9 protein-coding genes are annotated in these 16,418 nt (G+C 61.0%); all 9 read left to right on the top strand.

Annotated features, from left to right (window positions below):
* Window positions 1-64 precede the first annotated feature (64 nt).
* The gene (locus AC0J41_RS12805; protein WP_473015819.1) at window positions 65-1,150 is read left to right on the top strand and encodes a polyamine ABC transporter substrate-binding protein; all 1,086 of its coding nucleotides are present in this window, start codon (window positions 65-67) and stop codon (window positions 1,148-1,150) included.
* Between the two features lie 477 nt (window positions 1,151-1,627).
* The gene (locus AC0J41_RS12800) at window positions 1,628-3,091 is read left to right on the top strand and encodes a serralysin family metalloprotease (RefSeq protein WP_025109626.1); all 1,464 of its coding nucleotides are present in this window, start codon (window positions 1,628-1,630) and stop codon (window positions 3,089-3,091) included.
* Window positions 3,092-3,183: 92 nt separating this feature from the next.
* A complete protein-coding gene (locus AC0J41_RS12795; protein WP_473015997.1) occupies window positions 3,184-3,612 on the top strand; it encodes an AprI/Inh family metalloprotease inhibitor in 429 nt (142 codons plus the stop codon).
* A gap of 205 nt (window positions 3,613-3,817) precedes the next feature.
* Window positions 3,818-5,593, top strand: a complete 1,776-nt coding sequence (locus AC0J41_RS12790; protein ID WP_025109628.1) for a type I secretion system permease/ATPase — start codon at window positions 3,818-3,820, stop codon at window positions 5,591-5,593.
* Window positions 5,590-6,939, top strand: coding sequence for an HlyD family type I secretion periplasmic adaptor subunit (locus tag AC0J41_RS12785; protein ID WP_473015818.1), 1,350 nt, complete (start codon window positions 5,590-5,592; stop codon window positions 6,937-6,939). Before AC0J41_RS12790 ends, AC0J41_RS12785 begins: the two co-directional genes overlap by 4 nt.
* A 2-nt stretch (window positions 6,940-6,941) precedes the next feature.
* The gene (locus AC0J41_RS12780) at window positions 6,942-8,312 is read left to right on the top strand and encodes a TolC family outer membrane protein (protein ID WP_473015817.1); all 1,371 of its coding nucleotides are present in this window, start codon (window positions 6,942-6,944) and stop codon (window positions 8,310-8,312) included.
* A gap of 78 nt (window positions 8,313-8,390) precedes the next feature.
* Complete coding sequence (eprS, locus tag AC0J41_RS12775) at window positions 8,391-11,342, top strand: autotransporter serine peptidase EprS (protein ID WP_473015816.1); 2,952 nt, start codon at window positions 8,391-8,393, stop codon at window positions 11,340-11,342.
* A 140-nt stretch (window positions 11,343-11,482) separates the two neighbouring features.
* Entirely contained in the window at window positions 11,483-14,569 is a 3,087-nt protein-coding gene (locus AC0J41_RS12770; protein ID WP_473015815.1) for an autotransporter domain-containing protein, read from the top strand.
* Window positions 14,570-14,626: 57 nt separating this feature from the next.
* The gene (locus AC0J41_RS12765; protein ID WP_473015814.1) at window positions 14,627-16,315 is read left to right on the top strand and encodes a polyurethane esterase; all 1,689 of its coding nucleotides are present in this window, start codon (window positions 14,627-14,629) and stop codon (window positions 16,313-16,315) included.
* The last annotated feature ends 103 nt before the right edge of the window (window positions 16,316-16,418 follow it).

The raw sequence follows: 16,418 nt of genomic DNA, 5'->3' as shown, positions 1-16,418 counted from the left end.
CTTTGATCCTTTGATCCTTTGATTGCCTGCCAACAAAAAAAACAGCCCACACAGGAATCGACCCATGATCCGAAAGACCCTCGCACTGGCACCCTTGATGTTCGCCGTCTCCCTTGCTCAGGCCGCGGATACGGTGAAGATTTACAACTGGTCAGACTACATCGCGCCGGACACCACGAAAAACTTCGAGAAAGACATCGGCATCGGCGTCACCTATGACGTCTACGACAGCAACGAAACCCTCGACGGCAAGTTGATGACCGGCAAATCCGGTTACGACGTGGTGTTCCCGTCCAACCACTTCATGGCCCGACAGATCCAGGGCGGGGCGTTGAAGAAGCTCGACAAGAGCCAGTTGCCGAACTGGAAGAACCTCAACCCGGTGTTGCTCAAGGCTTTGCAGGTCAACGACCCGAACAACGAGCACGGCTTCCCGTACCTGTGGGGCAGCACCGGGATCGGCTACAACATCGCCAAAGTCAAAGCGGTGCTGGGTGACAACGCCCCGGTGGACTCGTGGGACCTGATCTTCAAGCCCGAATACATGGAGAAACTGCAGAAGTGCGGCGTAGCCATCCTCGACAATGGCCCGGAACTGCTGCCGGCGGCGCTCAATTATCTGGGCTTGCCGCCACACAGCAAGAACCCCGAGGACTACAAGAAGGCTGAGGCGCTGCTGATGAAAGTGCGGCCGTATGTCAGCTACTTCCACTCCTCGAAGTACACCAGCGATCTGGCCAACGGTGATATCTGCGTCGCTGTCGGTTTTTCCGGCGACATCCTGCAGGCGGAAAACCGCGCCAAGGAAGCGAAGAACGGCATCGACATCGGTTACGCGATTCCCAAGGAGGGTGCGGCGATCTGGTTCGACATGGTCGCCATGCCGGCCGATGCGCCGGACGAGAAGGCCGGTTACGCGTTCATGAACTATCTGTTGCGCCCAGACGTGATGGCCGGCGTCAGCAATTACGTGCACTACGCCAACGGCAATCAGCAGGCTGACGGCCTGATCGACCCGGCGATCAAGGGCGACACCAAGGTCTACCCGAGCCCGGAGATGATGGGCAAGCTGTTTGCGCTGGAAGCGATGCCGCTAAACATCGACCGGATTCGTACGCGGGTGTGGAACAAGATCCGGACCGGCAGCTGAAATTTTCAACACACACAAAACCCGTGGGAGCGAGCCTGCTCGCGAAGCGTTCAGCCATTCAACAGGTTGTTGTCTGGGCGGACGACTTCGCGAACAGGCTCGCTCCCACATGAGTCATGCAGTCGTCCGAAATTACTTTAATTGATTGATATCAATACACTGGCATTGCACTAATAGAGTGCAGGAAAGTGAGACGCGTCTAACAAAAAACAACTTACCGATATTTAATATTTAAATAGAAAATCGTCAGACAATTGGACCCGACGTAACCCGCTTAAACATTCTTTCGCCCCCGCAGGCTTTGTTTACGGCAGTTTGCCGGAACAGTTCAATTTGACCTCAAAAAAACGCTAGACGACAGATTTCAAATTGTGTCAGGTTTCTGATGCCTTCATTGGGCGAGTGATAGGACGATCTCGCCAGGGATTGTCGCTATCTGACAAAAACTGTTCCATTGCTAAACAAGGAAGTGTGTTTATGTCGAAAGTAAAAGCTAACGCTATTGATATCACCGCAGACACATTCGTGCCTGTCGGCGCAGTGCAATCTCTGGCTGCAACCAGCTCCGCCTGGAACCAGATCAATAGCTTCAGCCATCAGTACGACCGTGGCGGCAACCTCACGGTCAATGGCAAACCCTCCTTCTCGGTGGATCAAGCCGCCACACAACTGTTGCGAGACGGTGCTTCCTGGCACGATCTCGACAACAGCGGCAAGATCGAACTGACCTACACCTTTCTGACCGCCAAAACCGCAAACTTCAGCGGCCTGGGTGTCACCGGTTTCAGTCAGTTCAGTGCCCTGCAAAAAGCCCAGTCTGTGCTTGCCATGCAATCCTGGGCTGATGTTGCCAACGTTACGTTCACCGAAGCTGCCCGCGGCGGCGATGGCCACATGACGTTCGGTAACTACAGCGGCGGCCAGGAAGGCGCAGCGGCGTTTGCTTTCCTGCCAGGCACCGAGCCAGGCTATGACGGTCAGTCCTGGTACCTGACCGGCAGTGGATACGACGTCAACAAAACCCCGGGGCTGAACAACTACGGACGTCAAACCCTGACGCACGAAATCGGTCACACCCTGGGCCTGTCACACCCTGGTGACTACAACGCCGGCGAAGGCAACCCGACCTACAAGGATGCTTCCTACGGGCAAGACACCCGCGGTTACAGCCTTATGAGTTACTGGAGCGAAAGCAATACCAGCCAGAACTTCAGCAAGGGCGGCGTGGAAGCCTATTCCTCTGGCCCGCTGATGGATGACATCGCTGCCATCCAGAAGCTCTACGGCGCCAACATGAACACCCGTACCGGTGACACCACCTACGGCTTCAACTCCAACGCCGGTCGCGATTTCCTCAGCGCCTCGTCGTCGAGCGACAAGCTGGTGTTCTCGGTGTGGGATGCGGGCGGCAAGGACACCTTCGACTTCTCGGGTTTCACCCAGAACCAGAAGATCAACCTCAATGAAGCCTCGTTCTCTGACGTTGGCGGCATGATCGGCAACGTGTCCATCGCCAAGGGCGTCACCATCGAAAACGCCATCGGCGGCTCGGGCAATGACCTGCTGATTGGCAACAGTGCGTCCAACGAGCTGAAAGGCGGTGCCGGCAACGACATCATCTATGGCGCCGGTGGTGCGGACAAACTGTGGGGCGGCTCGGGTTCGGACACGTTTGTGTTCGCGGCCAGTTCCGACTCCAAGCCGGGTGCGATCGATCAGATCCTCGATTTCGTCAGCGGTCTGGACAAAATCGACCTGAGCGCCATCACCAACGGTGCAGGCCTGCACTTCGTCAACAGCTTCACCGGTGCAGCCGGTGACGCGATCCTGACGTCGTCGGGCGGCAACAGCCTGTTGTCGGTGGACTTCTCCGGGCATGGCGTGGCGGACTTCCAGGTCAGCACCGTTGGCCAGGCAGTCACCAGCGACATCGTGGCGTGATGTGAACAGGAAAGCGGCGCTTGATGCGCCGCTTTCTTTACTTGCATCCATTTGGCCGCTGGGCAAGGCTACGTGCCGGAGCGAATTTTCTCATGATCTGCAAAGCTTTTACCTACAAGGCAATGGCGTGGCTTTCGGCGGCGTTCATCACGATTTCTGGAGAAACAACCATGGCAAGCAGCCTCAGACTCGAAGATCCATCGGTTTTTGCCGGGCAGTGGCAGGCCGTTCTGACCGCACCTGACGACGTCCCGCAAGCGCAGTCCTTGCAGGACAAGCCATCGAATACGTGTCTGATCGATCTCGAACCCAACCAGACGCTGGGCAAAGGCGCTGAATGCCTGGGGGCGTGGCTGGAGCAAACGCCGATCGGCTGGTTTCCCGACCCGGACGGCCTGTCGATTACTGGCAAGGAAGGTTCAAGAATCCAGTTTTTCAGCCGACAACGTGACGGGCTTTATCTGAGTACTTTGAAGTCGGGCCTGGTGATTACGCTCGAGCGCAACGCGCACAAGCCGTGAGTATCAGCAACGACTGACAGTTGAATATAAGGTGCCACGTTGCAGTTATAAGCGTCACGCCAATACAACGAATAACCGGTTGTATAACGGAAGTTGTGATTGAAGTGCCAATGCAAAGTTGCAAGCGATATTCCGGCATGCGCACGGATAATTAATAGAAGCGCCTCGCCAAAGAATGGCGGGGAAATTATTTCAGGAATAATCAATGAAGATGGCGAAGGCCCCAGCCACCGCTCCCTTATTCAAGGCTTTGGGTGACTATAAAAGCATTCTGATCAGCGTCGGGTGCTTTACCGCACTGATTAACGTGCTGATGCTGGTGCCCTCCATTTATATGCTGCAGGTCTACGACCGCGTGCTGTCTTCGCAGAACGAAACCACCTTGGCGATGCTGTCCTTGATGGTGGTCGGGTTCTTTGCGTTCATCGGCATGCTGGAAGTGATCCGCAGCTTCATCGTGATCCGCATCGGCAGCCAGTTGGAGCGCCGCTTCAACCTGCGGGTCTATCAGGCGGCGTTCGAGCGCAACCTGTTCAAGGGTGAGGGCAACGCCGGGCAGTCGCTGGGCGACCTGACCCACATCCGCCAGTTTGTCACCGGGCCAGCGCTGTTCGCGTTTTTCGATGCGCCGTGGTTCCCGGTCTATCTGTTCGTCATCTACCTGTTCAACGTCTGGCTGGGTGTGCTGGCCACGGCCGGTGCGCTGTTGCTGATTGCGCTGGCGTGCCTCAACGAATACATGACCAAGAAGCCGCTGGGCGAAGCCGCCGGTTTCTCGCAGAAATCCAGTCAACTGGCGACCAGCCACCTGCACAACGCCGAAACCATTCAGGCCATGGGCATGCTGGGTGCGCTGCGCAAGCGCTGGTTTGGTGTGCACTCGCGGTTTCTCGGCCTGCAGAACCAGGCCAGCGACACCGGTGCGGTGATCAGTTCGATCAGTAAAACCCTGCGTCTGTGCCTGCAATCTCTGGTGCTGGGCCTGGGTGCCTTGTTGGTGATCAAGGGCGACATGACCGCCGGCATGATGATTGCCGGCTCGATCCTGATGGGCCGCGTGCTGAGCCCGATCGACCAGTTGATCGCAGTGTGGAAACAGTGGAGCGGGGCGAAGCTGGCCTACCGTCGTCTGGACTCCTTGCTGCAGGCGTTCCCGCCGAGTGACGACGCCATGGCGTTGCCGGCGCCGAAAGGCCAGATCACCTTTGAGCAGGTCAGTGCCGGCCCTCCGGGTCAGCGCGCGGCAACCTTGCAGATGATCAATTTCAATCTCGGCGCCGGCGAAGTGCTCGGCGTGCTCGGTGCCTCCGGTTCCGGCAAGTCGACCCTGGCCCGCGTGCTGGTCGGCGTGTGGCCGACCTTCGGTGGCACGGTGCGCCTGGACGGCGCCGACATCCATCGCTGGAACCGCGACGAGCTCGGCCCGTATGTTGGCTACCTGCCACAAGACATCGAACTGTTCAGCGGCAGCATCGCCGAGAACATTGCCCGCTTCAGCGAGGCCAATCCGGAAAAAGTCGTGGCCGCCGCGCAACAGGCCGGCGTACACGAAATGATTCTGCGCTTGCCGCAGGGCTACGACACGCAACTGGGCGAGGACGGCAGCGGCCTGTCTGGCGGTCAGAAACAGCGTGTGGCCCTGGCCCGCGCGATGTATGGCGATCCAAGCCTGGTGGTGCTCGATGAGCCGAACTCCAACCTCGACACCGTTGGTGAAGCGGCATTGGCCAGCGCCATCGCCCAACTCAAGGCCAAAGGCACCACGGTGGTGCTGGTGACACATCGCTCTTCGGTATTGGCCCAGGCTGACAAGCTGCTGGTGCTCAACGACGGGCGTTTGCAGGCGTTCGGCGCCAGTCAGGAAGTCCTCAAGGCGCTGTCTGGCGCCCAGGAACAGCAACGGGAAAAATCTGCGCAGGCACCCGGCGGGCTCAGCATGAGCCGGCAGTACCAGCCCACGACAAGGAATTCGGGTGTATGAGCAGCGCCAGCATGAATACTGAAAACGAAGCGAGCATGGAACACGCGTATGTCACCGAGCGCCCGGAGCGCGATGCGAAATTTTTCGCACGCATGGGCTGGATTCTGGCCATCGTCGGCGCCGGCAGCTTTTTCACCTGGGCCGCACTGGCGCCACTGGATCAGGGCATTCCGGTGCAGGGCACTGTGGTGGTGTCGGGCAAACGCAAAGCCGTGCAATCGATGAGCAGTGGTGTGGTCAGCCGGATCCTGGTGCGCGAAGGCGAGATCGTCAAACAGGGCCAACCGCTGTTCCGTCTCGACCAGACGCAAGTGGCTGCCGATGTACAATCGCTGCAGGCGCAATACCGCATGGCCTGGGCCAGCCTCGCGCGCTGGCAGGCCGAGCGCGACAACCTCAAAGAGATCACCTTTCCCGCCGAACTGAGCAACGATCCGGATCCGCGTCTGGCCCTGGTGCTTGAAGGCCAGCGCCAACTATTCAGCAGCCGCCGCGAAGCGTTCTACCGCGAACAGGCCGGCCTGCGTGCAAGCATCGAAGGCGCCACGTCGCAACTGGCCGGCATGCGTCGCGCACGCACCGACCTCAATGCCCAGGCCGATTCCCTGCAACAGCAACTGAGCAACCTGCAGCCGCTGGCGGACAACGGCTACATCCCGCGCAACCGCTTGATGGAGTACCAGCGTCAGCTCTCGCAAGTGCAGCAGCAACTGGCGGAAAACACCGGTGAAAGCGGCCGTGTGGAGCAGGGCATTCTCGAATCGCGCCTGAAGCTGCAACAGCATGGCGAGGAGTACCAGAAGGAAGTGCGCACGCAACTGGCCGACGCGCAGCTCAAAAGTGTGACCCTGTCCGAGCAACTGACTTCGGCCGGTTTCGACCTGCAGCACAGCGAGATCGTCGCTACCGCCGACGGCGTGGCGGTCAACCTCGGCGTGCACACCGAAGGCGCTGTGGTGCGGCAGGGCGAAACCCTGCTGGAGATTGTCCCGCAAGGCACCACGCTGGAAGTGGAAGGGCATTTGCCGATCAACCTGATCGACAAGGTCGGCACGCATTTGCCGGTGGACATCCTCTTTACCGCGTTCAACCAGAGCAAGACCCCGCGCGTGCCGGGTGAGGTCAGCCTGATTTCCGCCGACCAGATGGTCGACGAGAAAACCGGCGTGCCGTACTACGTGCTGCGCAGCAGCGTCAGTGATCAGGCGATGGAGAAACTCCACGGCCTGGTGATCAAGCCCGGTATGCCGGCGGAGATGTTCGTGCGCACTGGCGAACGTTCGCTGCTCAACTACCTGTTCAAACCGTTGCTCGATCGGGCCGGCTCCGCGTTGACCGAAGAATAAGGATGTTCGGCTGTATGAATAAGCTTTCGATGTTGGGAGCAGCGTTCGCGCTGCTCGCAGGAAACAGCGCGCTGGCGGCCATGGGGCCATTCGAGATCTACGAGCAGGCATTGCGCAACGACCCGGTGTTCCTTGGCGCAATCAAGGAGCGCGACGCGGGTCTGGAAAACCGCATCATCGGCCGCGCCGGGTTGTTGCCGAAGCTGGGTTACAACTACAACCGCGGTCACAACACCTCGAAGGCCACGCAACTGACCAAACGCGGCAACCTGACCGAAGACCGTAACTACAACAGCTACGGTTCGTCCCTGACCCTGCAGCAACCGCTGCTCGACTACGAAGCCTACGCGGCGTATCGCAAAGGCGTGGCGCAGTCGTTGTTTGCCGACGAGGCGTTTCGCGGCAAGAGTCAGGAGCTGCTGGTGCGGGTGTTGGATAACTACACCAAGGCCTTGTTCGCGCAGGATCAGATCGACATCGCTCAGGCCAAGAAGAAAGCCTATGAGCAGCAGTTCCAGCAGAACGAGCACATGTTCAAGCAGGGTGAGGGCACGCGCACCGACATTCTCGAAGCCGAGTCGCGCTATGAACTGGCGACGGCCGAGGAAATCGAGGCGCGCAACGAACAGGACGCCGCGCTGCGTGAGCTGGGTGCGCTGGTGGGTGTGCCGACGGTGGACATCAGTGAGCTGGCGCCGCTGGATCAGAACTTCCAGACCTTAGCGCTGATGCCGGCCAACTACGACACCTGGCACGAACTGGCGATCAGCAACAACCCGAACCTGGCTTCGCAACGTCAGGCGGTGGAAGTGGCGCGCTACGAAGTGGAGCGCAACCGCGCCGGGCACCTGCCGAAAGTCAGTGCCTACGCCTCGATTCGCCAGACTGAATCGGACAGCGGCAACACCTATAACCAGCGGTACGACACCAACACCATTGGCTTTGAAGTCAACGTGCCGCTGTATGCCGGTGGCGGGGTCTCGGCCTCGACCCGTCAGGCCAGCCGCACCATGGAGCAGGCCGAATACGAACTCGACGGCAAGACCCGCGAGACCTTGATCGAGCTGCGCCGCCAGTTCAGCGCCTGCCTGTCGGGCGTCAACAAACTGCGTGCTTATCAGAAGGCACTGACCTCGGCTGAAGCGCTGGTGGTGTCGACCAAGCAAAGCATTCTTGGCGGTGAGCGGACCAATCTGGATGCACTGAACGCCGAACAACAACTGTTCACCACCCGCCGCGATCTGGCACAGGCACGCTACGACTACTTGATGGCCTGGACCAAGCTGCATTACTACGCGGGGACGTTGAACGAACAGGACCTGGCGCGGGTGGATGAGGCCTTCGGACAAGGCCCGAAAAGCAACACGAACTAAGGTCTTGCACTGACCTGTGTTGATTCCTGGGTGATCGGCTTAACAACTCTAAAAAAACAAAGAAAGTGAGTGGTGAACATGGACGTACGCATCAAGCCGGCAGCGGTCGGCACCCTGTTGCTCGTAGTTTCTATCGCGCAAGCTAATGCGCAGTACCTTGAAACCGGCAAACCCGGCGATCCCGCCAGTTGGCGCAGCGCCGAATTCCAGCGTGACTGGGGCCTTGCGCGGATGCAGGCCGATCAGGCCTATGCCGCCGGGATCACCGGCAAAGGCGTGAAGATCGGCGCCCTCGACTCCGGCTTCGATGCCGCCCACCCCGAGTTCGCCACCGACCGCTATCACCCGGTGCTGGCGTCAGGCAGTTACGTCGACGGTTCGCTGTTCAGCGTCAACGGCACCCTCAACCCCAACAACGACTCCCACGGCACCCACGTGGTCGGCACCATGGGCGCGAGCCGTGACGGCAACGGCATGCACGGTGTGGCGTACAACGCGCAGATCTTCGTCGGCAACACCAACAAGAACGACAGCTTCCTGTTCGGCCCCAAACCCGATCCGCGTTATTTCAAAGCGGCGTACGACGCCCTGGCCGATGCCGGCGTGCGCGCAATCAACAACAGTTGGGGCAGCCAGCCGCCGGATGTCAGCTATCGCACCCTGGCTGATCTGCACGCAGCCTATGCCCAGCACTGGAATCAGGGCACCTGGCTCGATGCGGCGGCGGATGTCTCGCGACGCGGCGTGATCAACGTGTTCAGCGCCGGCAACAGCGGTTACCCGAACGCCAGCGTGCGCTCGGCGTTGCCGTACTTTCAGCCGGATCTTGAGGGCCATTGGCTGGCGGTCTCGGGACTGGATCAAAGCAATCAGCAGAAGTACAACCAGTGCGGCATCGCCAAATACTGGTGCATCACCACGCCGGGCGCGAAGATCGACAGCACCATCCCCGGTGGCGATTACGCGATCAAGTCCGGCACCTCGATGGCCGCGCCGCACGCCACCGGGGCACTGGCGCTGGTGATGGAGCGCTACCCGTACATGAACAATCAGCAGGCCCTCGAAGTGCTGCTGACCACCGCCACGCAACTCGACGGCTCGATCACCGCAGCGCCAACCGACCGGGTCGGCTGGGGCGTGGCCAACCTGAACCGGGCGATGCACGGGCCGGGACAATTGTTGGGGGCATTCAATGCCAATCTGGCCGCCGGGCAAAGCGATGTGTGGAGCAATGACATCTCCGACAAGGCCTTGCTCCAGCGTCAGGGCGAAGACCTCGCCGAACACCGTGCCTGGCAGCAAACCCTGCAGGACAAAGGCTGGCAGAACGGCGTTGCGGCCGGCGCCAGTCAGCAGGATCAGACTGACTACGCGGTGGGCATGGCCCGTGATGCCGCAGCGGCGACGCGGGTCTATCAGGGCAGCCTGATCAAGTCCGGAGCAGGACGCCTGCTGCTGACCGGCGACAACACCTTCCGTGGGCCGACCACGGTCAATGGCGGCTTGCTCAGCGTCAACGGTTCGCTGGCCTCGGCGGTGACAGTCAATGACAGCGGCACAGTGGGCGGGTCCGGGCGGATCGGCTCGCTGACTGCCAACAGCGGTGGCCGCGTGGCTCCGGGCAATTCGATCGGCACCTTGAATGTGGCCGGTGACGTGACCTTTGCCCCGGGCGCTACGTACGCGGTCGAGTTGTCGCCGACCAGCAGCGACCGCATCGTTGCCGGCGGCAGCGCGAGCATCAGCGGCGCTACCGTCAGTCTGTCGCTGGAAAACAGTCCGACCCTGCTCAGCACCACCCAGGCCCGAAGCCTGCTTGGCCACTCGTACGACATTTTGCAAGCGGCCGGTGGTATTCAGGGCCAGTTCGGCGCGGTGCTGCCCGACTACCTGTTCATCGGTGGCAACCTCGACTACACGGCCAACGCGATGGAGCTCGACATCCAGCGCAACGCCACCTCGTTCGCCAGCGTCGGACAAACCCCGAATCAGCGCGCGGTGGCGGTGGCCGTCGAGGGGCTGGGCGCCGGCAATTCGGTGTACGAAAGCCTGCTGCTGTCGGCAGATGCCGCCTCCGCGCAACAGGCATTCCAGCAACTGAGCGGGGAAATCTACCCGGCGCTCGGCTCGATGCTGATCAATGACAGCCGCCAGTTGCGCGATACCGTCGGCGAACGTCTGCGCGATGCAAGCACCACGCAAGGCAACGGCTGGGTCAAGGCACTCGGCGCCTGGGGCTCGACTGACTCCGGTTCTGATACCTCGCGCTACAGCACCTCGATCGGCGGCTTGCTGGCCGGCGTCGATGGCGCGCTGGACGAGCAGACCCGCATCGGTCTGGTTACCGGTTACAGCGACAGTTCGCTGAACATGGGCTCGGGCACGCATTCGTCGGCTTCGGTCGACAGCTATCACCTGGGCGCTTACGCCGGTCACGACATTGGCGCTTGGCGCCTGAGCACCGGCGCGGCCTACAGCTGGCATCGCGCCGACGTCAAACGCGATCTGCAATACGGCGACGTCAGTGCGAAACAGAAAGCCAAGGTCGATGCAGCCACCACTCAGGTCTTCGGTGAAGCGGCTTATCGCCTGAATCTGCAACCGGTCGCACTGGAGCCGTTCGCCAACCTCGCTTATGTGCATGTGGATACTGACGGCTTCACCGAAAAGGGCGACGCAGCGGCGCTGAAAAGCTCTGGCGAGCAGCGGGATGCGGTGCTCAGCACCCTCGGCGTGCGTGCGGTGAAGACGTTCAATCTGTCGACGCAACAATCACTGGACGTCAGCGGCCACCTGGGCTGGCAGCACAGCTTGAGCGACATCGACGCCGAACAGCATCTGCGTTTTGCCAGCGGCAGCACACCGTACGCGATAGAGAGTTCGGCGCTGGTACGCGACGCCGCACTGGTCGGCGTGCAGGCCAGCCTGGCGTTGAGCAAGGACGTGCGGGTCAACCTCGATTACAACGGCCAACTGGCCAATCGCGAGAAGAGCCATGGCGTGGGTCTGAGCCTGAACTGGCAGTTCTGAACAATCCCGGCAGGCCCCGTGAACGCATACACACATTTGTGGTGAGGCGGTTTATCCCCTCGCCACAAGAGTTGAATCCCAGGCCCAGGTGAGGGGCTGGTAGACGGATTTTTCGCAATAACACTAAGGAAGGTCGCTGGATGAATAAGAATAATACCCCCGCGCAAACGGGTGGTCGCTTCGCCATGAAAACCCTCAACGGCGCCATGCTCTGCGCGCTGGCTACCTGGGGCACTGCATACGCTGCGCCTTACGTGGAGAACGGCCGCACGGGCGATCCCGCCAGTTGGCGCAGCGCCGAGTTCAAGGCGGAATGGGGCCTGGGCGCGATTGGTGCCGATTACGCCTACGCCGCCGGCTACACCGGTAAAGGCGTGAAGCTCGGGATCTTTGACCAGCCGGTGTACGCCGCGCACCCGGAATTCTCCGGTAGCAACAAGGTCATCACCTTGGTCACCAGCGGGATCCGCGAGTACACCGACCCGTACATTCCGGTCAAAGCCGGCGATGCGTTTCGTTATGACGGTTCACCCTCGGTCGGCTCCGACGGCAAGCTCGGTGCCCACGGCACCCACGTCGGTGGTATCGCGGCCGGCAGCCGTGACGGCGGGCCGATGCACGGTGTGGCGTTCGGTGCGCAGATCATCAGTGCCGACAACGGTGACCCAGGCCCGGAAGACGGCATCGTCCGTGGCAACGACGGCGCGGTGTACAAGGCCGGTTGGGATGCGCTGATCGCCAGCGGTGCGCGGATCATCAACAACAGCTGGGGCATCGGCATCACTGACCGCTTCGACCTCGGTGGCCGCGACCCGGCGCATCCGCACTTCACCGTCAACGACGCGCAATTGCAGTTCAACGAAATCCGCACCTTGCTCGGCACCAAGCCCGGCGGTGCCTACGACGGCGCCATCGCCGCCGCCCGCAGCGGCATCGTGACGATTTTCGCCGCCGGCAACGATTACAACCTGAACAACCCGGACGCCATCGCCGGCCTCGGTTACTTCGTCCCGGACATCGCGCCGAACTGGATCACTGTCGCCGCGTTGCAGAAGAACCCGGATCAGGCCAGCGCCAACCCGTACATCATGAGTACGTTCTCGTCACGTTGCGGCTATACCGCGAGTTTCTGCGTCTCGGCGCCGGGCACGCAGATCTACAGCTCGATCATCAGCGGCACCAACGCCGACAACCTGACCACCGGCTACAAAAACTACAATGGCACCTCGATGGCCGCGCCGCATGTGGCCGGCTCGATGGCGGTGCTGATGGAGCGCTTCCCGTACATGACCGGCGATCAGGTCGCCACGGTACTGCGCACCACGGCCACCGACCTCGGCGCACCGGGCATCGACGCCTTGTATGGCTGGGGCATGATCAACCTGCGCAAGGGCATTGATGGCCCGGCGATGTTCGTCACCGAGAAAGACATCCCGCAAGAGTTCCGCATCCAGGGCGCCTACGGCTCCGGGCAATTTGTCGCCGACTTGCCGGGTATCGGCGCGATCATCGACAAGGGCAAGCCCACCGAACGCGTGTGCAACGACATCACCTGCGGTCTCGACACCTGGCGCAACGACATTTCCGGTCACGGCGGCCTGACCAAACAGGGCATCGGCACACTGGTGATGACCGGCAACAACACCTACAGCGGCCCGACCCTGGTCAATCAGGGACGTCTGGCGATCAACGGTTCGCTGGCCTCGGCGGTCACCGTGAATGAGAGCGGCATCCTCGGCGGTAACGGCCATATTGGCGCACTGACCGCGAAAAGCGGCGGTACTGTCGCGCCGGGCAACTCCATCGGTACGTTGAACGTGGCCGGGGATGTGACCTTCGAGCAGGGTTCGACCTACGCGGTGGAAGTGTCGCCGACCAGCAGCGACAAAATCGTGGCCGGTGGCAAAGCGGTGATTGATGGCGCGACCGTCAGCCTGTCGCTGGAAAACAGCCCGACGTTGCTGACCACCACCGAAGTGAAAAGCCTGCAGGGCGCTCAGTTCAACATTCTGCAAGCGGCCGGTGGCATTCAAGGCCAGTTCGGGCAAGTGTTGCCGAACTACGCGTTTCTCGGCGGCACCTTGGCGTACTCGGCGAACGGCGTGCAACTGGACGTGGGGCGCAACGGTGCATCGTTCGCCAGTGTCGGCCTGACGCCGAACCAGCGTGCGGTCGGCGCGGCTGCCGAGCGTCTGGGCGCGGGCAATGCGTTGTTCGAAACTCTGCTGCTGTCGCCGAATGCGGCCTCGGCGCAACAAGCCTTCCAGCAACTGTCCGGTGAAATCCACCCGGCCATTGGCACCCTGCTGATCAACGACAGCCGCTACCTGCGTGAAGCGGTGGGCGAGCGTTTGCGCGAGCGTGATCTGTTCAATGCCAACGCGCCGACCGACGATCGCAGCAACGCCTGGGTCAAGGTCCTCGGTTCGTGGGGCAAGAGCGATGGCGGGCATGAAAATGCCGACTCCAACAGCTCTATTGGCGGCTTGCTGGCCGGTGTCGACGGCTTGATTGCTGAAGATACTCGTCTGGGTTTCGTTACTGGTTATAGCGACAGCTCGTTGAACATGGGGGGCGGCACGCATTCGTCGGCCTCGGTCGACAGCTACCACCTGGGTGCATACCTGGGGCATCAGATCGATGCATTGCGCTTGACTGCGGGTGCGGCTTACAGCTGGCATCGCGTGGACGTGAAACGTGATCTGCAGTTCGCTGGCGTCAGTGGCAAGGAGAAAACCAAGCACGATGCCGCAACCACCCAGCTGTTCACTGAAGCGGCTTACGATCTGCGCCTGCAACCGATGAATCTGGAGCCGTTCGCCAATCTGTCGTACGTGCACCTGAACACCGAAAGCTTCACCGAGAAGGGTGATGCGGCGGCGCTCAAGGGCGGTGAAGACAACCGCGATGTGGTGCTGTCGACCCTTGGCGTACGCGCCAAACGCACCTTTGCGCTGTCGGAAAAACATCAGCTGGAACTGGGGGCCACCCTCGGCTGGCAGCACAATCTGAGCAGCGTCGATGCTGACAGCCACCTGGCTTTCGCCAATGGCAACAGCGCGTTCAATGTGCAGAGCGTGTCGATGGATCGTGATGCCGCAGTGGTCGGTGTGCGCGCCGGGCTGGCGCTCAATCGCGATGTCCGGGTAAACCTGGATTACAACGGACTGATCGGTAACAACGAGAAGGACCACGGTGTGGGTCTGACCCTCGACTGGCAGTTCTAAGGGAGTACTGGCAGCCCCGCAGGGGGCTGCCGTTTTTGAAGGAAGAGAGAGCACAACATGGGATTGTTCGATTACAAAAATGCCGATGGCAAAGCGTTGTACAGCGACGCCATTGCGCTGACGCTGTATGCCTATACCCCGACGGGCCAACCCTTGCCGGCGACCGCATGGAAGCCGGTTGCCGCGACGGCGCTGGGCTACCAGGGCAAGGTCGGGGCGCAAGGCACGTTCTTCGGCGAGAAGGACGGTTTCACCAGCGCCGAGGCTGAAGTGCTCGGCAAGTACGATGCGGCCGGCAAGCTGGTCGGTATCGGTGTGGCTTTTCGTGGCACCGGCGGGCTGGGCTACAGCGACACCTTCGGCGACATGAAGAACAACCTGCTGGCCGCCATCGGACCGTCGGATTACGCGAGTCAGTACGCGAAAAACGCCTTCGACAACCTGCTCAAGGCTGTCGCTGCGTTCGCCATTGCCAATGGCATCGCGGCCAAGGACGTGCTGTTCAGCGGTCATAGCCTCGGTGGTCTCGGGGTCAACAGCGTGGCCGAGTTGAGCAGCAGCAATTGGGGAGGCTTCTTCAAGGACGCCAATTACATTGCGTTCGCCTCACCTACCCAGAGCAGCACCGGCAACAACGTGCTGAACATCGGTTACGAAAACGATCCGGTGTTCCGTGCGCTGGACGGCACCACCTTCAGCAGCGGTTCGCTGGGCAAGCACGACGGACCGCACGAGTCGACCACCGACAACATCGTCAACTTCAACGACAACTACGCGTCCACCGCGCAGAATCTGGTGCCGTTCAGTATCGTCAATCCGCTGAACTGGTCGGCCCATGGCTCATTGGGCTATGCCGATGGCCTGAACCGGGTGATCGATTCGACGTTCTACAACCTGACGCACAAGGACTCGACCATCATCGTCTCCAACCTGGAGCAAGCGTCCCGGGGCAAGACCTGGGTCGAGGATCTGGGGCGCAGCGGCGAGCCGCACACCGGCAGCACCTTCATCATTGGCACCAACAGCAACGACTGGCTCAAGGGTGGGGCGGGCAATGACTTCCTCGAAGGGCTGGGCGGCGATGACCGCTTCCGCGATGACGGCGGTTTCAACATCCTGCTCGGTGGCCAGGGCCACAACACGTTCGAACTGCAGAAACCGCTGCAGAACTTCAGTTTTGCCAACGACGGTGACGGCACCCTGTACGTGCGCGACGCCTACGGCGGCATCAGCATGACCCGCGACATCGGCGCGCTGGTGAGCAAGGAGTCGGGTTCGTGGTGGGGCAGCAAGGAAATCACCTGGGGCGTCACTGCCAAAGGCCTGACCAATGGCAGCGTACTGACTCAGTACACCCATTCGCTCAACGGCGATGCGTACGGCAACGCGCTGCACGCCAGCGCTGACGGTGACTGGCTGTTCGGTCTGGGCGGTGATGACAAACTGATCAGCGACAAGGGCCACGTGACCTTCGTCGGTGGCGCCGGCAACGACGTGATGACCGCCGTGGGTGGCAACAACACCTTCCTGTTCAGCGGCGCGTTCGGCTTCGACGCGATCAATGGCTACCAGGGCAGCGACAAACTGGTGTTCATGGGGGTCGAAGGTGCGGGGCAGGGCTATGACTACAAGCAGCATGCTGCGCAGTCCGGCGCTGATACCGTGCTGAAGATTGGCGAGTATGCCGTGACCCTGGTCGGGGTTGGAGTGGCTAACCTGTCGGACGCGTCTTTCGTCTTCGCCTAAGCAACAAATGTGGGAGCGAGTCTGCTCGCAAGTGCGGTGTGTCAGTTGAAGTATTCGTACCTGATACACCGCCTTCGCGAGCAGGCTCGCTCCCACAGGTTTG

This window comes from Pseudomonas sp. Arb-4-2C (assembly GCF_055755015.1).
Note: the sequence above shows the minus strand (reverse complement) of the source record. Positions and strands in the feature narration are given on the sequence as shown.

Excerpts from the sequence above, each read along its gene's own strand:
- AC0J41_RS12780 (WP_473015817.1), top strand. The coding sequence starts at position 6,942 with ATGTTCGGCTGTATGAATAAGCTTTCGATGTTGGGAGCAGCGTTCGCG.
- eprS (WP_473015816.1), top strand. The coding sequence starts at position 8,391 with ATGGACGTACGCATCAAGCCGGCAGCGGTCGGCACCCTGTTGCTCGTA.
- AC0J41_RS12770 (WP_473015815.1), top strand. The coding sequence starts at position 11,483 with ATGAATAAGAATAATACCCCCGCGCAAACGGGTGGTCGCTTCGCCATG.
- AC0J41_RS12800 (WP_025109626.1), top strand. The coding sequence starts at position 1,628 with ATGTCGAAAGTAAAAGCTAACGCTATTGATATCACCGCAGACACATTC.
- AC0J41_RS12805 (WP_473015819.1), top strand. The coding sequence starts at position 65 with ATGATCCGAAAGACCCTCGCACTGGCACCCTTGATGTTCGCCGTCTCC.
- AC0J41_RS12790 (WP_025109628.1), top strand. The coding sequence starts at position 3,818 with ATGAAGATGGCGAAGGCCCCAGCCACCGCTCCCTTATTCAAGGCTTTG.
- AC0J41_RS12785 (WP_473015818.1), top strand. The coding sequence starts at position 5,590 with ATGAGCAGCGCCAGCATGAATACTGAAAACGAAGCGAGCATGGAACAC.
- AC0J41_RS12795 (WP_473015997.1), top strand. The coding sequence starts at position 3,184 with ATGATCTGCAAAGCTTTTACCTACAAGGCAATGGCGTGGCTTTCGGCG.
- AC0J41_RS12765 (WP_473015814.1), top strand. The coding sequence starts at position 14,627 with ATGGGATTGTTCGATTACAAAAATGCCGATGGCAAAGCGTTGTACAGC.